Source organism: Streptomyces sp. NPDC037421, from assembly GCF_055602105.1.
In genome coordinates, this window is record NZ_JBVJWV010000001.1 from 248,048 (window position 1) to 267,663 (window position 19,616).

General features: G+C 75.0%; 19 protein-coding genes. 7 read left to right on the forward strand and 12 right to left on the reverse strand.

What is annotated here, in order from left to right; translation table 11 throughout:
- Nucleotides 1–122: 122 nt before the first annotated feature.
- Together ACZ7IF_RS01060 and ACZ7IF_RS01065 are read right to left on the reverse strand one after the other, a co-directional pair.
- Nucleotides 123–326, reverse strand: a complete 204-nt coding sequence (locus tag ACZ7IF_RS01060) for a cold-shock protein (protein WP_007268031.1) — start codon at nt 324–326, stop codon at nt 123–125.
- Between the two features lie 169 nt (nt 327–495).
- On the reverse strand, nt 496–1,158 hold the full coding sequence (locus ACZ7IF_RS01065) for an NADPH-dependent F420 reductase (protein WP_470961093.1): 663 nt from the start codon (nt 1,156–1,158) through the stop codon (nt 496–498).
- Between the two features lie 219 nt (nt 1,159–1,377).
- Between ACZ7IF_RS01065 and ACZ7IF_RS01070 the strand changes: the two genes are divergently transcribed.
- Nucleotides 1,378–1,839 (forward strand): hypothetical protein, encoded by a 462-nt coding sequence (locus ACZ7IF_RS01070; protein ID WP_470961095.1) that lies wholly within the window; start codon nt 1,378–1,380, stop codon nt 1,837–1,839.
- A 48-nt stretch (nt 1,840–1,887) separates the two neighbouring features.
- Here the strand turns inward: ACZ7IF_RS01070 and ACZ7IF_RS01075 are convergent, their stop codons facing one another.
- The 4 genes from ACZ7IF_RS01075 to ACZ7IF_RS01090 all read right to left on the reverse strand — a co-directional run bounded on the left by ACZ7IF_RS01075 (nt 1,888) and on the right by ACZ7IF_RS01090 (nt 5,615).
- Nucleotides 1,888–3,249: an FAD-dependent oxidoreductase gene (locus tag ACZ7IF_RS01075; RefSeq protein WP_470961097.1), complete on the reverse strand. Its 1,362-nt coding sequence runs from the start codon at nt 3,247–3,249 to the stop codon at nt 1,888–1,890.
- A 137-nt stretch (nt 3,250–3,386) separates the two neighbouring features.
- Nucleotides 3,387–3,920 (reverse strand): GNAT family N-acetyltransferase, encoded by a 534-nt coding sequence (locus ACZ7IF_RS01080; RefSeq protein ID WP_470961099.1) that lies wholly within the window; start codon nt 3,918–3,920, stop codon nt 3,387–3,389.
- Nucleotides 3,921–3,989: 69 nt separating this feature from the next.
- Complete coding sequence (locus tag ACZ7IF_RS01085) at nt 3,990–4,955, reverse strand: isopenicillin N synthase family dioxygenase (protein WP_470961101.1); 966 nt, start codon at nt 4,953–4,955, stop codon at nt 3,990–3,992.
- A gap of 174 nt (nt 4,956–5,129) precedes the next feature.
- Complete coding sequence (locus ACZ7IF_RS01090; protein WP_470961103.1) at nt 5,130–5,615, reverse strand: hypothetical protein; 486 nt, start codon at nt 5,613–5,615, stop codon at nt 5,130–5,132.
- Between the two features lie 273 nt (nt 5,616–5,888).
- Between ACZ7IF_RS01090 and ACZ7IF_RS01095 the strand changes: the two genes are divergently transcribed.
- The 3 genes from ACZ7IF_RS01095 to ACZ7IF_RS01105 all read left to right on the forward strand — a co-directional run bounded on the left by ACZ7IF_RS01095 (nt 5,889) and on the right by ACZ7IF_RS01105 (nt 8,389).
- Entirely contained in the window at nt 5,889–6,440 is a 552-nt protein-coding gene (locus ACZ7IF_RS01095; RefSeq protein ID WP_470961105.1) for an HPP family protein, read from the forward strand.
- 105 nt (nt 6,441–6,545) lie between these two features.
- Nucleotides 6,546–7,307, forward strand: a complete 762-nt coding sequence (locus ACZ7IF_RS01100) for a VOC family protein (protein WP_470962274.1) — start codon at nt 6,546–6,548, stop codon at nt 7,305–7,307.
- 59 nt (nt 7,308–7,366) lie between these two features.
- Nucleotides 7,367–8,389 carry a PHP domain-containing protein gene (locus ACZ7IF_RS01105; protein WP_470961107.1) on the forward strand — a complete coding sequence of 341 codons (1,023 nt, stop codon included), beginning with the start codon at nt 7,367–7,369 and terminating at the stop codon, nt 8,387–8,389.
- Between the two features lie 70 nt (nt 8,390–8,459).
- Here the strand turns inward: ACZ7IF_RS01105 and ACZ7IF_RS01110 are convergent, their stop codons facing one another.
- Entirely contained in the window at nt 8,460–9,539 is a 1,080-nt protein-coding gene (locus tag ACZ7IF_RS01110; protein ID WP_470961109.1) for a hypothetical protein, read from the reverse strand.
- Between the two features lie 241 nt (nt 9,540–9,780).
- Between ACZ7IF_RS01110 and ACZ7IF_RS01115 the strand changes: the two genes are divergently transcribed.
- Nucleotides 9,781–11,451: a carboxylesterase/lipase family protein gene (locus tag ACZ7IF_RS01115; RefSeq protein WP_470961111.1), complete on the forward strand. Its 1,671-nt coding sequence runs from the start codon at nt 9,781–9,783 to the stop codon at nt 11,449–11,451.
- A 21-nt stretch (nt 11,452–11,472) separates the two neighbouring features.
- Here ACZ7IF_RS01115 and ACZ7IF_RS01120 read toward each other — a convergent pair whose 3' ends face one another.
- Nucleotides 11,473–12,819 (reverse strand): M64 family metallopeptidase, encoded by a 1,347-nt coding sequence (locus tag ACZ7IF_RS01120; protein WP_470961113.1) that lies wholly within the window; start codon nt 12,817–12,819, stop codon nt 11,473–11,475.
- Nucleotides 12,820–12,982: 163 nt separating this feature from the next.
- Here ACZ7IF_RS01120 and ACZ7IF_RS01125 point away from each other — a divergent pair, with 163 nt between their 5' ends.
- Nucleotides 12,983–14,341, forward strand: a complete 1,359-nt coding sequence (locus ACZ7IF_RS01125) for a helix-turn-helix domain-containing protein (RefSeq protein ID WP_470961115.1) — start codon at nt 12,983–12,985, stop codon at nt 14,339–14,341.
- A 30-nt stretch (nt 14,342–14,371) separates the two neighbouring features.
- On the opposite strand, the gene ACZ7IF_RS01130 is transcribed toward ACZ7IF_RS01125, so the two are convergent.
- The 4 genes from ACZ7IF_RS01130 to ACZ7IF_RS01145 form a co-directional block, all read right to left on the reverse strand.
- A complete protein-coding gene (locus ACZ7IF_RS01130) occupies nt 14,372–15,895 on the reverse strand; it encodes an MFS transporter (RefSeq protein ID WP_470961117.1) in 1,524 nt (507 codons plus the stop codon).
- Nucleotides 15,896–15,940: 45 nt separating this feature from the next.
- Nucleotides 15,941–16,519 (reverse strand): TetR/AcrR family transcriptional regulator, encoded by a 579-nt coding sequence (locus ACZ7IF_RS01135; RefSeq protein ID WP_470961119.1) that lies wholly within the window; start codon nt 16,517–16,519, stop codon nt 15,941–15,943.
- A 225-nt stretch (nt 16,520–16,744) separates the two neighbouring features.
- Nucleotides 16,745–16,990 carry a DUF6158 family protein gene (locus tag ACZ7IF_RS01140; RefSeq protein ID WP_470961121.1) on the reverse strand — a complete coding sequence of 82 codons (246 nt, stop codon included), beginning with the start codon at nt 16,988–16,990 and terminating at the stop codon, nt 16,745–16,747.
- A gap of 42 nt (nt 16,991–17,032) precedes the next feature.
- Complete coding sequence (locus tag ACZ7IF_RS01145) at nt 17,033–18,130, reverse strand: AI-2E family transporter (protein WP_470961123.1); 1,098 nt, start codon at nt 18,128–18,130, stop codon at nt 17,033–17,035.
- A 113-nt stretch (nt 18,131–18,243) separates the two neighbouring features.
- Between ACZ7IF_RS01145 and ACZ7IF_RS01150 the strand changes: the two genes are divergently transcribed.
- Complete coding sequence (locus ACZ7IF_RS01150) at nt 18,244–19,554, forward strand: MFS transporter (protein WP_470961125.1); 1,311 nt, start codon at nt 18,244–18,246, stop codon at nt 19,552–19,554.
- The last annotated feature ends 62 nt before the right edge of the window (nt 19,555–19,616 follow it).

The following is a 19,616-nucleotide window of genomic DNA, read 5'->3' on the forward strand; positions in this document are numbered from 1 at the left end:
CCCCCCCCCCCCCCCCCCCCCCCCCCCCCCCCCCCCCCCCCCCCCCCCCCCCCCCCCCCCCCCCCCCCCCCCCCCCCCCCCCCCCCCCGCCGCTCGGGGTCGAGCGGGGGTCTGCCGAAGGGTCAGGCGGGCACGATGTTCTCGGCCTGCGGGCCCTTCTGGCCCTGGGTGACGTCGAAGTTCACCTTCTGGCCCTCCTGGAGCTCGCGGTAGCCCTGGGTGGCGATGTTCGAGTAGTGGGCGAACACGTCGGCGCCGCCGCCGTCCTGCTCGATGAAGCCGAAGCCCTTTTCCGCGTTGAACCACTTCACGGTGCCGGACGCCATATCGATTCTCCTTCGGGGCCGTACCCGGAGCCGCACTGTGCGGACCCGGCGTCGCCGTGATGATTGACCCCGTCCGAAGATCTCTGGGAACCACACCTGCAACTGCAAGGACCGTAGCACAGGGGCACTGCATAAATGCAGAGCGTTACGTCGATCGGGTGTACGGAAATCAGCCGCGGAACTCGTCCGTGCGGACGGGCGAGGCCTCGGCCAGGGCCCGGGTCACGGCCTCCACGCCGCCGCGCAGCCCGTAGACGGGGGTGTCGGGCTGCTGGCGCCAGGACTCGTCGAGGCCGCCCGCGTCGACGGTGTCGAAGCCGAGCTCGTCGATGAGCGCGCGGACCGCCTTCTTGGCCTCCTCGTGGTCGCCGGCGACGGGGACCGCGATCCGCTCCGGGTGCCCGGCGGGCCGCGGGCGGTCGATGATGTCGGCCGCGTAGGTACCGTTGAACGCCTTGACCACCGGGTGCCCCAGATGGCGTTCGGTCCAGCGGCTCTCGGTCAGACCCTCGTCCTCGACGCCGGAGATCCGGCCGTCGCGGCGCTTCGGGTAGTAATTGCCGGTGTCGATGACGGCGAAGCCCTCGGCCGCCCCGTCGAAGAGTCCGGCGGGCAGGTCGGGGATGTTCTTGAAGGGGATGGTAACCACCACGATCTCTGCACCGCGCGCCGCTTCGGCGACGGTGACGGGGGTGGCGCCGGTCTCCTCGGCGAGGGCCGTGAGGGTCCGCGGGCCCCGGGAGTTCGCGACGGAGACCTGGTGACCGAGCGAGGTGAGCCGGCGGGTGAGGTTGCCGCCGATGTTGCCGGCGCCGATGATGCCGATCTTCATGAGCCCTCCAGTGCGTACGGAGTCGGATGTCGCGTCCGTGGCAACCTCCGGCAGGGCCGCCGCATTCCGCTGCCGCGCGGACCGAAGGGCACGGATCGCCCGTACGGGCGAAATCTCGCCATTTCCCGGACAAGTAGAACCGGCTGGCGGCCGGCCCCCGTCATCCGGGGCAGCCGGGAACCGTACCGGCACGTGTATCCCGGGGAAAGGTACCGACCGATGCTCCAGTTCCCGACCAAGCGCGTCACGTCCATCGCCCTCGCGGCCACCGCGGGGGCGGCCGCCCTCTCCTTCGCCCTCGCCGCCGGCACGTCCGCGACCGCGGCCGCGCCGCCGTCCGTCTCCGGCAGCCCGGAAGGGGCGTTCACCCGGATCGCCGACTTCTACGGCTCGTACATCGACGCGGTGTACGACGGGGACGGCGCCACGTCCGACCGGCTGCGCGCCTTCTACCTCTCCGAGCCCCTCCAGCGGGAGCTGGGGCAGTGGGAGGACGCCAACCACGCGGACGGGGTGCTGCGCGCCCAGAACGTGCCGCTCAAGTGGAAGGTGACGTCCGTCGACAGCGGGATGGGCAAGACCAACGCCGCGGTCACCCTGACCTGGAGCGGCAACACCACCACCACGGTCCACGTACAGGCCGACCTGGCGACCAGGAAGATCACCGCGATCCGGGACTGACCCCGGACACACCGGTGGGGCCCGCCGGCGGCGGGCCCCACCGGTGTCTCACGCGCCGCTCGCCCCGAGCATCTCCTCGCGCTCCACGATCTTCACGCGCTCACGGCCCTGCGGCTCACCCAGCGCCTTCTCGGCGGCGTCCAGCCTGTACCAGCCGTCCCAGGTCGTGTAGCGGACCCGCCGCTCGGCGAGGAAGGCCTCGACCGCCTCCGGCTCGGGGGTGGCGGGGGTGAGCAGGCGCCCCTCGGCGTGGTCGGCCAGCAGGTTGGCGACGGTCTCGTTCGCATCGCCCTTGGTGTGGCCGATCAGGCCGATCGGGCCGCGCCGGATCCACCCGGTGACGTACGTCGAGGCGAGGTGCTCGCCGTTCTCGATGACGCGGCCGCCCTCGTCGGGCACCGTGCCGGACTCCACGTCCCAGGGCAGCTTGGGCAGTTCGTCGGAGAGGTAGCCGACGGCCCGGTAGACGGACTGGACGTCCCAGGTGGTGAACCGGCCGGTGCCCTTGACGTTGCCGGTGCCGTCCAGCTCGGTGCGCTCGGTGCGCAGGCCGACGACCTTGCCGTCCTCGCCGAGGATCTCGGACGGCGACTCGAAGAAGTGCAGGAACAGCTTGTGGGGGCGGTCGCCGACGTCGCGGATCGCCCAGTTCTCCAGGGTCTTGGCGACCATGTCGGTCTGCTTGTTCTTGCGCCGCTCGGCGATCGAGCCCTCGTCGTACTCGATGTCCTCGGGGTTGACGATGACCTCGATGTTGGGCGAGTGGTCGAGCTCGCGCAGCTCCATCGGGCTGAACTTCGCCTGGGCCGGGCCGCGGCGGCCGAAGACGTGGACCTCCAGCGCCTTGTTCGCCTTGAGGCCGTCGTGGACGTTCGGCGGGATCTCGGTCGGGAGCAGCTCGTCGGCGGTCTTGGCGAGGATGCGGGCGACGTCGAGGGCGACGTTGCCGACGCCGAGGACGGCGACCTTCTCGGCCTCCAGCGGCCAGGTGCGCGGTACGTCGGGGTGGCCGTCGTACCAGGAGACGAAGTCGGCCGCGCCGTAGGAGCCGTCGAGGTCGACGCCCGGGATGCTGAGCGCGCGGTCCGCGGTGGCGCCGGTGGAGAAGACGACGGCGTCGTAGAAGGCGTGCAGCTCGTCGAGCGAGATGTCGTTCGGGTAGTCGACGTTGCCGAAGAGGCGGACCTGCGGCTTGTCGAGCACCTGGTGCAGGGCGGTGATGATGCCCTTGATGCGCGGGTGGTCGGGGGCGACTCCGTAGCGGATCAGGCCGAACGGCGCGGGCATCCGCTCGAAGAGGTCGATGGACACGCCGGGGTCGGCCGCCGCCTCGGACTTCAGCAGCGCGTCGGCCGCGTAGATTCCGGCGGGGCCGGCACCGACGATTGCTACCCGCAGAGAGCGAGGCATGACTGGGTTCCCTTCGACCGACAATCTGACTGATCAAGGAAACCCTAAACTAAGGCCACCCTAACCCGGCACCCGCCCCCGGGTTATGACCCCATAATCGGATCTTATGGCTTGCCAAAGTCCGGCTTTGGGACGGCTCAGCCCTCGTACTCGGTGAGGTCGATGCTGTGGAGGGTGAGCCGGGCCCCGGTCTCCGGGTCGGAGGTCTCCCCGTCGCTCTCCATGCCGAGCTTGCGGATCACGTTCGCGGACTCTTCGTTGCCGACCCGGTTGACGGCGACGACCCGGTCCAGGCCGCGGTCCTGGAGGGCGAACTCCAGGGTGGCCTGGGCCGCTTCGGAGGCGTAGCCCTGCCCCCAGAAGGCCCGGCCCAGGCGCCAGCTGATCTGGACCTGGTGCCGCGTCTCGGGCAGGTCGTCCGCGGCGGACAGCCCCACGGCGCCGATCAGCTCGCCGGAGGCGAGGAGCTCGACGGCGAACAGGCCGAAGCCCTCGTCGTCCCACTCCTCCTCCCAGCGCTCGATGGCCTCGGCGGTCTGCTCCAGGTCGAGCTCGTCGCCTTCGCCGATCCAGCGCATCACGTCCGGGTCTGCGTTGATCTCCGAGAGGGGGACGAGGTCGTCGTCGGTCCAGCGGCGGAGGAGGAGGCGGGGGGTGCGGATCTCGGTCATGCGCCCATCCTGCCGAACGGTGTCCGACCAGGGGTAATCGGGCCCGCCCGGACCGGGCCGCGGGCCGCCTCAGGGCACCGTGATGGCGTCGAGCTTCGCGCGCAGGTAGACGTGCGAGTCGACCGGCTCGTGCGCCACCCTGCCGACCGGGGCGGGCAGGGACTCGACGCGGGTGTGCGCGTCGCACTCGTAGAAGTAGACCAGCGAGACCAGCTCCTCGGCCGGGGCGTGCGCGGGCGGCGGCAGCACCCGGTGGCGGCCGGCCCGCCAGCGGTCCCCCGTCCAGCGGGCCAGCAGGTCGCCGATGTTGACGGTGAGCGCCGCCGGGTCCCAGGGGGCGTCCTGCCAGCCCCCTTCGTCGGTGTGGATCTGGAGGCCGCCCGCGCCCGGCTCCCGGTCCAGGACGGTCACCGTCCCGAAGTCGGTGTGCGGCCCGATGCGGAACTGCCCGGGCAGCGGCTCGCCGGTCACCTCGGCGCCCGGGTACCAGTTGACGTTGAACCCCCAGGTGGGGTGGCCGGTGTGGCGGGTGAAGTGGTCCTCGGGCAGGGCCAGGGCCACCGCCAGCAGCTCCAGCAGTTCGTCCGAGAGGGCCCGCATCGCGGCCAGGTACTCGGCCACCGGCGGCCGAAGCCCCGGCACCTCGGCGGGCCAGGTGTTGGGGCGGAACCACTCGGCGTCCACCGAGGGCACCCCGGTCGGGTCCTCGGCGGCGAAGGACCAGGACTCCTTCAGGTCGGGCGGCGAGGCCGTCCCCTCCGCGTAGCTGTTGGCCTCCGCGCCGGGGCCGAGCCAGCCGCGCCCGCCGACGCTGACCGCGTACGGCTCCTTCGCCTCCGGCGGCAGCCTGAAGAAGGTGCGGGCGGCCTCCCGGATCCGGGCGGGCAGCTCCGGGTCCACCCCGTGCCCGGTGACCAGCAGGAAGCCGGCCGCCTGGAGCGCCTCGTCGACGCGGGCGGCGGTCCGGGCGCGGGCGGCAGGGTCGCCGGAGCGCCACGGCCCGAGGTCGATGACGGGAACCTGGGTGCTGGGCATGGGGACCTGCCTTCCGGGAAGGGGCCGGGAGTCCGCTCCGAGCGTAGGGGGTCAGTGGCGTCCGGGACCGCCGAACGGCGGTGCGCGGCCCGGACGGGCGCGTCCGGGCCGCCGTCCCTGACCGGGCCTCCCGGCGTCCGGCGGAGCCGACGGGTCCGGACGGCTGCGGCGGCGTCAGTCCGGCAGGGCGGTGCCGCAGCGGGCGCAGTAGCGGGCGCCGGACTCCGTGGCGAGCCGGCCGCAGTCGGGGCAGACCCGGTGCAGCAGGCACGCCGTCTCCCCGCCCCCGGCGGTGCCGGTCCCGATCCCGAGGCCGGGGCGCCGGGTGTGGACGGTGAGGTACGTCAGCCCCTGCGGACCGGCGGTCAGGGAGCGCCGGGCACCGCGCGCGAGCCAGCAGGCGGTGTGCGGGCGCAGCCGCTGCGGGCCGTCCTCGGTGTCGATCCGGCCACCGCCCTCCACCACGACGAGCAGGACGTCGAGGGCGGGCTCGGCGTGCTCCGCGATGGCCGTTCCGGGACGCAGCCGGATCAGGTTGGAGTCCAGGCCGCGCCCGGTGCCGGTCAGCCGCCACAGGGCGCCGGTGGCGTCGGCGGGGGCTTCGGCGATCACCGCGTCGAGGTCGGTGAGGATCCCGGCGAGACGGGGGTGCGTCGTCATTGCTGGTCCTTCCCTGCCGGGGGCTCGTGCCTCCGCAGTCATACACGATCACGGCCGACTGTTTCCGGCCCATCCGCTGTTTTCACCCCGACTGCCTGGGTTCCCCGGGCCGCACCCCCGACGGCTGCCGCCGGACGCCCGGGCTATAGGGTCGTGTCCGGATTGCGCCGTCCTCACCCGGACCGGACGCGAGGCCCGGCCGGCGGTCGATCACGGTCCGGGCGTGGCCACTCCTGCCTCCCTGCCCCGCCCGTACCGGAAACCTGCCCCCGCATGCACCCCAGCACCACCGCCGACGCTCCGCCCCCCGCTCCCGTCCCCTCCCCGCGCAAGCGGCTGATCACGCCCCGGGCCCCCGCCCGGCCGAGCGCGGCCGCCGCCGTCCACAGCGTCAGCGCCGCGACCACCGTGCTGCTGGGGCTCGTCGGGATCGGCGCGATGATCCACGAGCCGGTCCTGATACCCCCGCTGGCCGCGAGCGCCGCGCTGGTGCACAGCGCCCCCACCCTGCCGCTGGCCCAGCCGCGCGGGGTGGTCATCGGGCACCTGATCGGCGCGGCGGCCGGTTTCGCGGTCCTGGCCGTGGCGGGCAGCAGCGCCTGGGCGGCGGCCCTGGCGGCCGGGCTCACCCTGGCCCTGCTGACGCTGGCCCGCACCCCGCACTCCCCGGCGGTGGCCACCGCCGTGGTGACGGTGCTCCAGACCCCGGAGCCCGCCCGGTTCGTCCCGCTGCTCTTCGGGTCGGCCCTGCTGCTGGTCCTCACCGGTTACGCCGGTTCCCGCATCCGCCGCACCGCTCCGAGGTACCCCGCGTACTGGTGGTGACCTGCGGGCGCGCCTGCGCTGCGGCGAGGGGGCGCGGACGCTACTCCTTGTGGTGTGGAACTTTCTGCGAAGGACGTCTTCGGGGCTCCCTGCTGGGTGAGTCTGATGGCCCGCGACCTGGAGGCGTCCCAGCGCTTCTACGCGGCGGTCGTGGGGTGGAGCTTCCGCCGGGCCCGGCTGGGCTCGGCCTTCTCGGTGGCCGTGCTGGACGGCGTACCGGTCGCCGGGATCGGGGCGCTGGCCACGGATCTGGCGGTGGCGGTGGCCTGGACCCCGTACTTCGCGGTCGACGACGTGGACGTGGCGGCCTCCCGGATCCGCGAGCGCGTCGGGACGGTGGCGGTGGGACCCGTCTCCTTCCCCGGGGGCGGGCGGGCCGCGCTGGTCGCCGACCCGGACGGCGCGGTCTTCGGGGTCTGGCAGGGGCCCGTCTCCTCGGGCTGGCGCGTGGGCGTCGGACCGGCCCCGGCCTGGCTGGAGCTGCGGACCCGGAACGCCTTCGACGCCGCGCTGTTCTACGGCGAGGTGCTGGAGTGGGCCACGGGGCGCGAGGGGTGCTGCGAGGTCTCCTACGAGGAGGAGCGGGTCGTCCTGCGGCAGGGCGGGGAGCCCGTGGCCCGGCTGGACAGCGGCCCCGTCGAGCCGGGTGCCTACACCCCGCACGCGCGGCCCGGCTGGTACGTGCACTTCCGGGTGCCGGACCTGGATTCGGCCGTCGAGTCGGCACTCGACCTCGGCGGGCGCACCGTATCGGTGATCACCTCGGACGGCACCGGGCGCTCCCTCCTGCTCCGCGACCCGGACGGCGCCCTGTTCACCCTGACGGAACGGGTCGTGCCGCCCGGGCCCGAGGGCGGGACGCGCTGACGGGTCCGCTCGCCGGTCCCCGGACCCGCGGGGAGACTGGGTCCGGGAGGAGGTGGGCCATGGACCCGGTGGCGGCACTGGACCGGATCGCGTTCCTGCTGGAGCGCGCGCAGGCACCGACCTACCGGGTGCGGGCCTTCCGTACGGCCGCGGCGGCCGTGGCGCACCTGGGCGGGCGGGAGACCGCCGAGCGGGCCGCGGCCGGATCCCTGGAGGCGGTCAAGGGCATCGGCCCCAAGACCGCCAAGGTGGTGCGCGAGGCGCTGGCCGGCGGGATCCCCGAGTACCTGGGCGCCCTGGAGGAGGAGGCCGCGGCGATGCCGCAGGGCCCGCCCGCGTCGCCGGCCGCCACCGCGCTGCGCGCCGCCCTGCGCGGGGACTGCCACCTGCACTCGGACTGGTCCGACGGCGGGAGCCCGATCGGGGCGATGGGGCGGGCCGCCGCGGCCCTGGGGCACGAGTGGGCGGTGCTGACGGACCACTCGCCGAGCCTGAAGGTCGCCCGGGGGCTGTCGCCGGAGCGGCTGCGCGAGCAGCTGCGGGTGGTGGCCGAGCTGAACGGGGAGTGGGCCCCGTTCCGGCTGCTCACCGGCATCGAGTGCGACATCCTCCCCGACGGCTCGCTCGACCAGGAGCCCGAGCTGCTGGAGCGGCTCGACCTGGTGGTGGGATCCGTCCACTCGAAGCTGCGGATGGAGTCGTCCGCCATGACGCGACGGCTGCTCAAGGCCGTGCGCAACCCGTTGCTGGACGTCCTCGGGCACTGCACGGGGCGGCTGGTGACGGGCCGGACCCGCCCCGAGTCCGTCTTCGACGCCGAGGCGGTCTTCGCGGCGTGCGCGGAGTCCGGCACGGCCGTGGAGATCAACAGCCGCCCCGAGCGCCTCGACCCGCCCCGGCGGCTGCTGCGGCTGGCCGTCGCGGCGGGCACCCTCTTCGCGGTCGACACCGACGCGCACGCCCCGGGCCAGCTGGACTGGCAGATCCTGGGCTGCGAACGGGCGGCGGAGTGCGGGGTGCCGGAGGAACGGGTGGTCAACACCTGGCCCGCCGGCCGGCTGCTCGCCTGGACCGGGCCATAGGGGGTGGACGGGACGGGGCCCCGGCCGCGCGGTGAGCGGCCGGGGCCCCGTCGGGTGCGTCAGGGGCGGGTCAGCCTCCGGTGCCGGCGGACGGGCGGCGGTACTTCAGGGCCAGGCCGGCCAGGACCGCCCCGGCGCCGGCGCAGAGCACGGCGGTGACCCCGGACCACTCGTACGGGCCGCCGAGCGCGCCGTCGAGCGGGTCGAAGAACACCAGGCCGCCCACGACGTGCAGGGTGACCACGGCGAGCGCGGCCACCGCCGCCGACCGCCAGACCGCGGGGGTGTCGCGTACGGCCAGCAGGGCTCCGAGTGCCAGGCAGAGCAGGGACACCGCGAGCGGTGCCAGGGACTCGGGCGCCGGGGGCCGGGCCAGGTTGCCGGGGAGGTGGAGGACCCCGCACAGCAGCAGCGCGGCGGCGGTCGGCCAGCGCAGTACGTGGCCCAGCGCGCCCGGCGCCGTTGCGGCGGCGGGCACCCGGTCCGTCGCGGCGGGCGCCCGGTCCGCTTCTGGCGTCATCCGGTCCGCCTCGGGCCGCGCCGGCGCGGCGACGGCCGCGGGCACCGGGTCGGCGGGGGCCCGCACCGGCTCCGGCGCGGGTGCCGCCGCCGGCGGGTCCTGCGCTGGGGGCGGCAGGGCCGCGCGCCCGGGGGGCCGGTCCGTGCGGGGGGTGCCGTCGGGGCCGAGGATGCTGGCCAGCAGGGCCACGTCCTCGATGGGCCGGCCGACGGCCGCCGCCCGCAGGGTGATGTCGGCCTCGGCCTCCTCCAGGGGGTGCTCGCCCAGCAGGGCGACCATGTGGCGGACGTCGTCGACGGGCCGGGTGACGGCGGCGGCGCGGAGCGCGTCGTGCCCCGGGCTGTCGAGCCGGCCGGTCTCCTTCAGGAGGCTGACCAGCGCGGTGACCTCCTCGACGGGGCGGCAGGTGGCCGCCGTCTCCAGCAGGGTGCGGATCGGCTCGGGGTGCGGGGCGGGGTGCGGGTCGGGGCGGGGCTCGCGGTCCGGCCCGGCGGGGGCCGGGCCGGCGGCCGGCAGGTCCGGGGCGGCGTCGGGTGCGGGGGTCGCGGGGCCGGCGGTGGGGTCCGGGGTGGCGGGGAGCCCGTCGCGGTCGCCGTGGTCCGTCGCCGCGAGGGTGCTGGGGTCATTCATGGAAAGCTCCGTTCGCCGACGCGCGGGTCTACACATCGCGCGCCGGTCATCGTGCGTCATGGGAATCGCACGCTTTGTTACATTCAGCGGCACCGGCCACGACTGCGCCATTCGGGGCGGGCAAACGGGGGGCTCCCCGGCGTGTCCGCACCCCGCGCCGGACACGCCGGTGCCAAGGCGGGCCGGGGGTGACGGCGGCGCGCACAGTGGCCCGACCGACTCGTCGAGGAGGGGCGCAGCCGTGCCGGATCCCAGTTCCGCCCGCAACGGGCGCATCCACCGCGGGCTGGTGGGCGCGCTGCTGCCCGCGCTGGTCCTGCTCATGCTCTGCGCCGCCGGTTCGGGGCCGCCCGCCGCCGTGGCGGTGGCCGGAGCCGGCGAGCGGCCGGTCGTACGGACCGCCGAGGGGCCCGTACGGGGCCGTACGCACGGGGAGTACGACACGTTCGGGGGAATCCCGTACGCGGCGGCGCCGACCGGTCCGCTGCGCTGGCGCCCGCCGCGGCCCGCACCGCGGCGGGCGGGGGTGCTCGACGCCGGGGCGCCGGGGGCGCGCTGCGCGCAGCTGCCCGCGTTCGGGCCGGGCGGCCCGGGCGGCTCGGAGGACTGCCTGTTCCTGAACGTCACCGCCCCGGCGGGGCCGGGGCGGGCCCGGCCGGTGATGGTGTGGTTCCACGGCGGCGGTTTCCGCTACGGGTCGGGGGACGCGTACCGGCCGGAGCCGCTGGCGGTGGCGGGCGGCGCGGTGGTGGTCACGGTCAACTACCGGCTCGGCGTCTTCGGCTTCTTCGGCCACCCGGAGCTGGGCGGCGCACCGGACTTCGGGCTCGCCGACCAGCAGGCGGCACTGCGCTGGGTGCGGGCGAACGCGGCCGGCTTCGGCGGTGATCCGGGGCGGGTCACCGTCTTCGGGGAGTCGGCGGGCGCGCTCAGTGTCTGCGCGCACCTGGTCTCCCCCGCCTCGGCGGGCCTCTTCCACCGGGCGATCGTGCAGAGCGGCTCCTGCTCGACGACGATGCCGCCGTACTCGGTACTGCCGACGCTGGGGACGTACGAGCCCTTCGTGCCCGAGGAGCGCACGGTCTCGGCCGGCGTGGCGGCGGCGGCCTCCCTCGGCTGCGGCGGCCGGCCGGCGGGCAAGGTGCTGGACTGCCTGCGCGGGCTGGACACGGGCCGGCTGCTGACGGCCGAGCTGACGGAGCGGTTCTCCGGGGTCGCGTACGGCAACGCGCTGCTGCCGCTGGAGCCGGTCCGGGCGCTGGCGGCGGGGCGGTTCCACCGGGTGCCGGTGATGCAGGGCAGCAACCGCGACGAGATGCGGCTCTTCCTCTCGCAGGCACTGGCGGTGTACCCCGTGGACGGGGAGGAGGGCTACCGGGAGCGGCTGCGGAGGTCCTTCGGCGCGGCGGCCCCCGCCGTGGCGGCGGCCTATCCGGCGGGCGCCTTCGCGACGCCCGCGCTGGCCTGGGCCGCCCTGCTCTCCGACGCCTCCTTCACCTGTCCGACGCTGCGGGACGGCCGGGCGCTGGCCCGGCACGTGCCGGCGTACGGCTACCTCTTCAGCGACGGCGGGGCGCCCAACTTCCTGGGGCTGCCCGAGCTCGCGGGCTTCCCGTTCGGGGCGGCGCACGGCTTCGAACTGCCCTACCTGTTCGCGACGGTCGACCTGACGGAGCCGCAGCGCGCCCTGTCCGGGCGGATGACGGGCTACTGGACGCGTTTCGCCCGCACCGGTTCGCCGGACGCGCCGGGCGCCCCCGCCTGGCCCCGGTTCGCGTCGGGCACCCCCTCGGTGCTGGAGCTGGCGCCGGGTCCGGGCGGGATCCGCCCGGTCGACGTGGCGGCCGCGCACCACTGCGGCCTCTGGGACTCCCTCACCTTCCCCAAGCCCCCTGTTCCGAAGGTAAGTTGAGGAAGTCCCGGCTGCGCGAGGTCAGAGCCGGACGTCCCAGGTGAGCGTGGAGGTCAGGGCGCGGGCGGCCTCGGGGTCGCGGACCGAGGGGGTGCGGTCGGCGACGCTCACCGACAGCTCGTGGCCGCGCAGGTCGAGCAGCCACAGCTCGGCCACCCGGACCTCGGTGCGTCCCGCGAACCGCTTGAGCTCGCGGCCGTCGAGGTACCAGCGGACCTCCAACTGGCGTCCGTCGGGCCCGTGGAGGCGGGGGACGGCCGCCCTGGCGGTGTGCCGCAGCCGCAGGGTGCGGTCGGTGGGGGTGAGCGGGGTGGCCAGGCGGGCGTGCCGGTGGAAGCCGATGGTCATCGCCTCGGCTCCGGGGAGGTTGAAGGGCTTGCCGAGGACCCGCATCAGGGAGTTGTCGGTGGGCCGGTAGAGGCCGGTGACGTAGTAGCCGCCGCCCTCGTACGCGCCGACGGTGCCGCCGTCGGGCGAGGTCTCGCCGAGCCAGCGGTACCACTTGGCCCGCTGCGCCGCCATCCGGGAGGCGTCGAGGGTGGAGGTGTTGGGGTCGGCGGGCTCGCGTCCGGTGTACTTCTCGTAGCCGGGGACGCCGGGGTAGAAGTACTCGTCGGCGAGCTTGCCGAGGGAGTGGCCGGTCTCGTGGATGGCGACCTGCCCGGACTTGGGGTGGCCGGAGGAGGCGGTGGAGATGCCCTCGTAGCCGAGGGTGGCGCTGGGCTCGTTGTATCCCGCGCCGCCGTACTTGGCGCTGTTGGCCAGGACGATGACCAGGTCCGCGGCGGGCGCCTTGGCGACGTACGCGTCGACCTTGGGCTGGTCCACGCACAGCAGCCGCTCGATGGACTCGCACCAGAAGTACGAGCCCAGCGCGGTGTCCCGGACGGTGTCCGGGCCCGGGTCGCCGGAGACCCCGGACTGGGCGGAGACCGCGTCCACGGTCCAGACGTTGAAGAGCTCGCGGTAGGTGGTGTACGGCTCCACGGCGGTGACCTCGGCCCACTTGGCCCGGGCGTCGGCGTGGAAGCGGTCCAGTTCGCCGGCGGTGTAGCCGTCGCCGATGACGACCACGTCGAGCCGGTCCGCGGTGGGGCCGCTGTCGATCATCTTGGTGACCTGGCCGTCGGCGGCGCGCGCGGCCTCGGAGAGGCGGGGCGCGGCCTTGGCCCGCCCGGCGGCGGGCACCAGGGTGTGGCCGGATCCGGCGTCGCCGCCGTGTTCCGGCCCGGGTATCTCGACCCGCACGCCGGTGGGCCGGGGCGGGTCGGCGGCTGCCGCGGGCGCGGGCGCGGCGGCCAGCAGCGCGGCGCTCGCGCAGGCCGCGGCGAGCGCCGCGCGCAGGGCCGGCCGGACGGTTCGCCTCATGAAGTCCTCCGTGGGGGAAAGGAGTCGAGCAGGATGTTAAGCAGCGGATTAACTCTGCTGAACCGGCTGCTTAAACTAGGCGGCGCGCCGGGCCGGGCGCAATGGCCGACTCCCGTTCAATACTGGGGAGTTGATACATCCAGGGTGACAACAGGGGGAGTTCATGGACGAACCGTCCGAGATCGGACGCCGGGTGCAGCGGCTGCGCGCCGAACGCGGGCTGACGCAGCGGCAGCTGGCGGAGCCCGCGTACACGCCGGCGTACGTGTCCACCCTGGAGGCGGGCAAGGTGCGGCCCTCCGAGACCGCGCTGCGCTTCCTGGCCGGGCGGCTCGGCACCTCGTACGAGGAGCTCGCCACGGGGCGTCCGGCACACCTGGCCACCGAGCTGCGGCTCGCCCTGACCGACGCCCAGCGCACCCTGGCCACCGGCTCGGCGCAGGAGGCCGCGGCGCACTTCCGGCGGCTGCTGGCCGAGGCCGAGCGGCTGGGCCTGGCCGACGAGCGGGCCGAGGCGCTGCTCGGGCTCGGTGACTGCGCGCTGGAGTCCGGGGAACTGACCGAGGCCGCGGGGCACTTCGAGGCGGCGGAGCTGCTGCTGGCGGACGAGCCGCTGCCGCGCCGGGCCCGGCCGATCCGGGGCCGCGCGGTCGCCCACCTGCTCGCCGGGGAGCTGCGGTACGCCTGCTACCTGCTGGAGTCGGCGATCGACGCGCTGAACGCGGGCGGGCTCGGGGACCCGGAGGCGCTGGTGCTGCTGTACTCGGCGGTCATCGGGCCGTACATCGACATGGGCGCCCACGCCCGCGCGGCCCGTGCGGCGGAGCTGGCGCTGGCACTGGCTCCGCAGGTCGGGGATCCGGCGCTGGTGGCGGGGATGCACCGGCAGGTGGCGCGGACCCTCCTGGCCGAGGGCCGGGTGGCCGATGCGGACGCCTCGCTCGCGAAGGCCCAGGCGGTCTACCGGCAGCTGCGGCTGCGGACCGATCTGGCGCACTGCCACTGGATGCGCGGCTACGTCCAGGCGCAGCACGGGGAACTGGGCGCGGCGGAGCGGGAGTTGCGGATCGCCCGGGAGATGCTGACGGCGCGGCGGGCGGCGCTGTACACCGCGCAGGTGGAGGTGGAGCTGGCGGACGTGCTGCGCCGGCTGGGCCGGTACGAGGAGGCCGCCGAGCTGGTCTCGGGGCTGCTGGAGGAAGGTTCGGGCCCGGGCGCGGTGCACGCGGGCGGCGCGCACCGGCTGCTGGGGCTGATCGCCGAGGAGCGCGGGGAGGCCGAGGCGGCCGAGGAGCACTACGTACGGGCGCTGGCCCTGCTGGAGCGCAGCGGGGCGGGCGGGGACCTGGCGGACCTGTGCCGGCTGCTGGGCGACCTGCTGCGCCGGTCGGGGCGCACGGAGGCGGCGATGGACGCCTACCGCACCGGGCTCGGGCACCGCGCGGCCCCGGGCACGACCACCCTGGGCCCGGCTCCGGCGGCCCCGGCGCACATGGCCCCGCTCCCGGCGCCGCCGCGCTGAGGCGGGCGGGCCGGGAGCGGGGCCGGGGGGTCAGTGGTTCTCGGTGGGCTGGAGGTCGCGCGGGATCAGCGTCCAGGTGGTGGCCGCGGCGGCGACGGCCAGGGCTCCGGCCATGAGGAAGGCCGGGGTGATCGCCAGGGTGTAGGCGTGCGCGGCGGTCTCCAGGAGGGCCTGGCCGACCGCGCCGCCGAGCCGCTCGGCGGTGTGCGCCGCCTCGCCGACCGAGTCCCGTACGGCGCTCGCGGCCGGGCCGTCCAGGTCGAGCACCGGCAGGTTGCCCCGGTAGAGGGCGGCGGCGGTGCTGCCGAGGATGGCGACGCCCATCGCGGAGCCCAGTTCGTAGCAGGTCTCCTCGATGGCGGCCGCGCTGGAGACCTGGTCGGCCGGCGCGGCGGAGACCAGGGTGACGGAGGCCACCGTGGTCGCGACGCCGGCGCCCAGCCCCATCACGGTCAGGCCCGCCGCGAAGGCCGGGTAGCCGAGCTCGGTGAACTGCTGGACGGTCCAGGGCATCGCCATGCCGGCCGCGAGGACCACGAGTCCGGCGCCCAGCACGTGCCGGATCGGGTAGCGGTGCATGAGTGCCGGGGCCACCATCGACGCGCAGATCAGCGCCAGCGGGGCGGGCAGCAGCCGCAGTCCGGCCTCCAGCGGGGTGTAGCCCTGGCCGTACTGGAACCACTGGGTGACGAGGAAGAGGATCGCGCCCATGCCGACCATCGGGAGGAAGATCGCGGTGGCGGCGACGCTGAAGGCGGGCTTGGCGAACAGCCGTACCTGGAGCAGCGGGTTGTCCAGGCGCAGCTGGCGGCGGACGAACACGGTGAGCGCGACGGCGGCGACGGCGAGCAGGGCCCAGGGCAGCGGGTCGGCGATGCCGCTCTTGCCGAGCTGCTTGATGCCGCCGGCGAGGGCGAGCATGCCGACGACGGACTGTCCGACGCCCCACCAGTCCCAGGCGCCGTCGCCGCGCGGGGCGCGCGATTCGGGCAGGTAGCGCAGGCCGGCGGCGACGATGAGGGCGGCGACCGGGAGGTTCAGGAGGAAGGCGGAGTGCCAGCCGTGGTCCTGGACGAGGAGGCCGCCGACGACGGGGCCGAAGGCCATGCCGCCGCCGAACACGGCGGCCCAGACGGCGAGGGCGAAGGCGCGCTCCTTGGCGTCGGTGAAGACGCCGCGCAGGATCGACAGGGTGGCCGGCATGATGGCCGCGCCGCCGATGCCGAGGAGGGCGCGGGCAGCGATCACGTGCCAGGCCTCGGTGGAGAGCACGGCGATCAGCGAGGCGGCGGAGAAGATGCCGAAGCCCGTCATCAGCAGCCGCTTGCGGCCCCAGCGGTCGCCGAGGGCACCGGCGGTGACGAGCAGTCCGGACAGGGCGAGGGCGTAGACGTCGATGATCCACAGCTGCTGCACGGCGCCGGGCTGGAGGTCGGCGACGAGCGAGGGGAAGGCCACGTTGAGGATCGTGGTGTCCATGGAGATGAGCAGGAGGCTGCCGGAGAGGATCGCGAGGACGATCCAGCGGCGAGGGTCCCGCGTGGGGGTGTGCATGGGATTCCGTTCGGGTCGCGCACGGGTGCCCGGGAGGGCGGAGGGTCAGGCTCGGGGTCCGGCGGCCGGCCAGGGGGGCCGGGCTCCGCCGAGGAAGGACGTCCGGACGAGGTGTCCGATCCCGCGGGGGGCCAGGTGGCCGTCGCGCACGCCTTCCGCGGCGGCGTCGAGCAGACCCCAGAGGGAGTACCAGATCCAGTACGGCGGCAGGTCGGCGCGCAGCCGGCCGAGGCGCTGGCCGAGGGCGAGGAAGCGCAGGGCGCGCTGGTCCTGGCGCTCCAGCCCGGCCTTGACGTCGGGGTCGGCGAGGACGGTGGCGTCGCGCGAGGTGAACCCGTACAGGTGGGCGGCGGGCAGCAGGGCCACGACCAGTTCCTCCAGCGCCGCGTCGAAGGCGGCGGCGTCGGCGGCGGCCTCGGGGAGGTCGGCGGCGGCGAGGCGGTCGTCGACCACGCGGACGGCCCGGACGGCCACCGCCTTGAGCAGGGCCTCGCGGGTGGTGTAGCGGCGGCTCAGGGTGGCGCGGCTGATGCCGACGCGCGTGGCGATCTGCACCATCGACGCGCTGTGGTCGCCGGCGAGGACGCGCGCGACGGCGTCGAGCAGTTCTTCTTCGGGCACCATGATGAGCCTCCTTCGCCCCGAATGATACAAATCCGTCTCACTCGATGCAAGGGTGACTCATTCCTGGTGCTCTTCGTCAGGGTTTCGAGGGGCCGCGACCGGGCACAAGCCCACTGCCGCCCCGCGCATTCGCGGGGCGGACCAGTTTTGGGACCGGTTCCGGACCGGTCGCCGGGGGATGACCGGTCGCCCGGGGGATGACCGGTCGCCGGGGGATGACCGCGCTCAGTCCTCGCCCGGCGTGCGGGCGCGGGCGCCGGAGCGGGTACGGCCGGCGGTGGGGGCGCGCTGCGGGTGGCGGCGCACGTACTCGTCCTCCAGCTCCTTCAGCCGCTGGGTGTGCGTGGCCAGCGCCTCGTCCGAGCCGTGCAGCAGGGTCTCGTGGCGCGTGCGGTGGATGGTCTCCAGCTCCTTGAGCAGCCGGCCGTCCTCCAGCTTCCGCGCGGCCGCACCGGCGGCGTGCTCTGCCATGGCAACCACCTCCACGTCCTACGGTAAACGCGTCGGCGGAGATCAGCCGTCCGGGCCGGATTCCGCCCCCGGCCCCCGCTGCGGCCCCGGTTCGTCCCCCGGTTCGCCCGCCTCGGAACGCAGGGCGCAGCGGACCGACCAGGCCACCGAGACCAGCGGGACGGCGACCACCGCACCGACCACTCCGGCCGCGATGGCCCCGGCGATGACCGAGACCGCCACCACGAGCGGGTGCAGGCGCACGGCCCAGCTCATCACCAGGGGGTGCAGCACGTGCCCCTCGATCTGCCCGATCACCACGATCAGCGCGATCACCACCCCGGCGATGACCGGCCCGCGCGCCGCCAGGGCCACCACCGCGGCGACCGCGAGGGCGACGGGGGATCCCACGAGGGGGACGAAGGCCGCGAAGAACTCCAGCAGTGCGAGCGGGAGGGCGAGCGGGACCCCGAGGAAGTACAGCGCCACCCCGACGAGTACCGCGTTGGTCCCCGCGACCAGCACGATCCCGTGCGTGTAGCCGGTGAACGTACGCCAGGCCGCGCTTCCGGCGAGGGCCGTGCGGCCGCGCGCCCGCTCGGGCAGCTGGGCGCAGAACCAGGCCCACTGGCGGTCGCCGCCGTGCAGGAAGAAGACCGAGGAGAACACCGCGAGCACCAGGACGGTGATCACCTGCACCACGTGGCCGGCTCCGCTCACCGCCGTGCTCAGCAGGGTCGAGCGGTGGCTGGACAGGTACTCGCCGATCTTGTCCTGGAGGCCGGTGAGCGCCCCGGGGTCCAGCCGGAAGGGCGGGCGCTCCAGCCATTTCTCGATGCTGACGAGACCCTCGCGGAACTCCCGGACCAGGGTGGCGCTCTCCCCCGCCACCGCTTCGCCGACCAGCGCGAGGACGCCCAGCAGCAGGACGGTGCTGCCGACCAGGGTGACGGCGACGGCCGCGGGGCGGGGCAGGATCCGGGCCAGGCCCCGGACCGGCGGGGACAGCAGGGCGGTGACGACCAGGCCGAGGAAGAGCGCGACACCGATCTCGTGGAAGCGGCCGAGCAGGGAGAAGACCGCGTAGACCGCCACACCGACGACCAGCAGCCGCCAGGCGTAGGCGGCGGCCGTACGCAGGAACGGGGACACCGGCGGCATGCCCCATGGATGCCACCGGCGGCGGCCGCAGCCACGCGCCGGGCTCCGTTTTGACCCGTCCGGGGCGAAAATGCGTTGCCCGGGTGTCCGGCGGCCGCGCAGGATGGCCGGTCGTGAGCAAACCCCGTCTGTCCTCCGTGCTGCCCGACCTGGCCCCGTGGCGTTCCAGCCGCGACTTCCGGCTGCTGTTCTTCCAGGGGACGGTCACCTTCTTCGGCTCCTTCATGGCGATGATCGCCCTGCCGCTCCAGATCAAGCACCTGACGGACTCGCCGCTGGCGGTCGGTGCCATGGGCGCGGTGGAGCTGGTTCCGCTGGTGGTCTGCGGGCTGTACGGCGGGGCGCTGGCCGACGCGGTGGACCGGCGGCGGCTGATCCTGCTGACGGAGGCCGGGCTCGGGCTGCTCGCGCTGGTGCTCCTCGTGAACTCCCTGCTGCCGGATCCGCTTCTGTGGCCGCTGTACGTGGTGGCGGCCGGGGTGTCGGCGCTGACGGGCCTCCAGCGTCCGGCGCTGGACTCGCTGATGGCGCGGATCGTGCCGCACGACCAGCTGAGCGCCGCCGCCGCGCTCAACGCGCTGCGCTACCAGTTCGGGGCGATCGCCGGTCCGGCTCTGGCCGGCGTGGTCGTCGCGTACGCCGGCTACGCGTCGGCGTACGCGGTGACCGTCGCGGGCTTCGCGGTCTCGGTGGCGCTGTGCGCCCGGCTCAGTCCGGCGCCGCCGGCCGGGGGCGCGGAGCGGCCCTCGCTGCGGGGCATCGCCGAGGGCGCCCGGTACGCGTGGAGCCGGCCGGTGCTGCTGGGTACGTACGCCGTCGACCTGGCGGCGATGTTCTTCGCGTTCCCGAACGCCATCCTCCCGTTCCTGGCCGACGAGCTGGACGCCGTGTGGGCCCTGGGCCTGATGTACGCGGCGGGCGCGGTGGGCTCGCTGGTGCTGGGGCTGACCAGCGGCTGGGTGTCGGGGGTGCGCCGGCACGGGCTGCTGGTGGTCTTCGGGGCCGCCGCCTGGGGGCTCGCGATCGCGGCGGCGGGCTGGTTCCAGGACATCTGGCTGGTGCTGCTGTGCCTCGCGGCGGCGGGCGCCGGCGACATGCTGAGCGCGCTGGGCCGTTCCACGATCTGGAACCAGACGATCCCGGAGGAGCTGCGGGGGCGGCTCGCGGGGATCGAGGTGCTCTCGTACAGCGTCGGGCCGCAGCTCGGTCAGGTCCGGGCGGGCACCATGGCCGGGTGGACGGGAACGCGGCCGGCCTTCTGGAGCGGCGGGCTCGCCTGCGTGGCCTCCGTCGCCCTGCTGGCCGCGCTGCTGCCGAAGCTGATCTCCTACGACGCGGACACCGACGAGGACGCGCAGCGCCGCCGGGCCGCCCGGGAGGCACAGGCGGAGCCGCGGCCGGACCCGGCGGACGCGAGGGCCTGACCCCTCCCTCCCCCGGGCGCCCGAACGGCGGTCCTCGCGGTGCGCGGGGCGGCCGGGGCCGG

What these genes read in the sequence shown, in the direction of transcription:
- ACZ7IF_RS01060 (WP_007268031.1), bottom strand. Translation starts at nt 326, where the DNA reads ATGGCGTCCGGCACCGTGAAGTGGTTCAACGCGGAAAAGGGCTTCGGC.
- ACZ7IF_RS01065 (WP_470961093.1), bottom strand. Translation starts at nt 1,158, where the DNA reads ATGAAGATCGGCATCATCGGCGCCGGCAACATCGGCGGCAACCTCACC.
- ACZ7IF_RS01070 (WP_470961095.1), top strand. Translation starts at nt 1,378, where the DNA reads ATGCTCCAGTTCCCGACCAAGCGCGTCACGTCCATCGCCCTCGCGGCC.
- ACZ7IF_RS01075 (WP_470961097.1), bottom strand. Translation starts at nt 3,249, where the DNA reads ATGCCTCGCTCTCTGCGGGTAGCAATCGTCGGTGCCGGCCCCGCCGGA.
- ACZ7IF_RS01080 (WP_470961099.1), bottom strand. Translation starts at nt 3,920, where the DNA reads ATGACCGAGATCCGCACCCCCCGCCTCCTCCTCCGCCGCTGGACCGAC.
- ACZ7IF_RS01085 (WP_470961101.1), bottom strand. Translation starts at nt 4,955, where the DNA reads ATGCCCAGCACCCAGGTTCCCGTCATCGACCTCGGGCCGTGGCGCTCC.
- ACZ7IF_RS01090 (WP_470961103.1), bottom strand. Translation starts at nt 5,615, where the DNA reads ATGACGACGCACCCCCGTCTCGCCGGGATCCTCACCGACCTCGACGCG.
- ACZ7IF_RS01095 (WP_470961105.1), top strand. Translation starts at nt 5,889, where the DNA reads ATGCACCCCAGCACCACCGCCGACGCTCCGCCCCCCGCTCCCGTCCCC.
- ACZ7IF_RS01100 (WP_470962274.1), top strand. Translation starts at nt 6,546, where the DNA reads ATGGCCCGCGACCTGGAGGCGTCCCAGCGCTTCTACGCGGCGGTCGTG.
- ACZ7IF_RS01105 (WP_470961107.1), top strand. Translation starts at nt 7,367, where the DNA reads ATGGACCCGGTGGCGGCACTGGACCGGATCGCGTTCCTGCTGGAGCGC.
- ACZ7IF_RS01110 (WP_470961109.1), bottom strand. Translation starts at nt 9,539, where the DNA reads ATGAATGACCCCAGCACCCTCGCGGCGACGGACCACGGCGACCGCGAC.
- ACZ7IF_RS01120 (WP_470961113.1), bottom strand. Translation starts at nt 12,819, where the DNA reads ATGAGGCGAACCGTCCGGCCGGCCCTGCGCGCGGCGCTCGCCGCGGCC.
- ACZ7IF_RS01125 (WP_470961115.1), top strand. Translation starts at nt 12,983, where the DNA reads ATGGACGAACCGTCCGAGATCGGACGCCGGGTGCAGCGGCTGCGCGCC.
- ACZ7IF_RS01130 (WP_470961117.1), bottom strand. Translation starts at nt 15,895, where the DNA reads ATGCACACCCCCACGCGGGACCCTCGCCGCTGGATCGTCCTCGCGATC.
- ACZ7IF_RS01135 (WP_470961119.1), bottom strand. Translation starts at nt 16,519, where the DNA reads ATGGTGCCCGAAGAAGAACTGCTCGACGCCGTCGCGCGCGTCCTCGCC.
- ACZ7IF_RS01140 (WP_470961121.1), bottom strand. Translation starts at nt 16,990, where the DNA reads ATGGCAGAGCACGCCGCCGGTGCGGCCGCGCGGAAGCTGGAGGACGGC.
- ACZ7IF_RS01145 (WP_470961123.1), bottom strand. Translation starts at nt 18,130, where the DNA reads ATGCCGCCGGTGTCCCCGTTCCTGCGTACGGCCGCCGCCTACGCCTGG.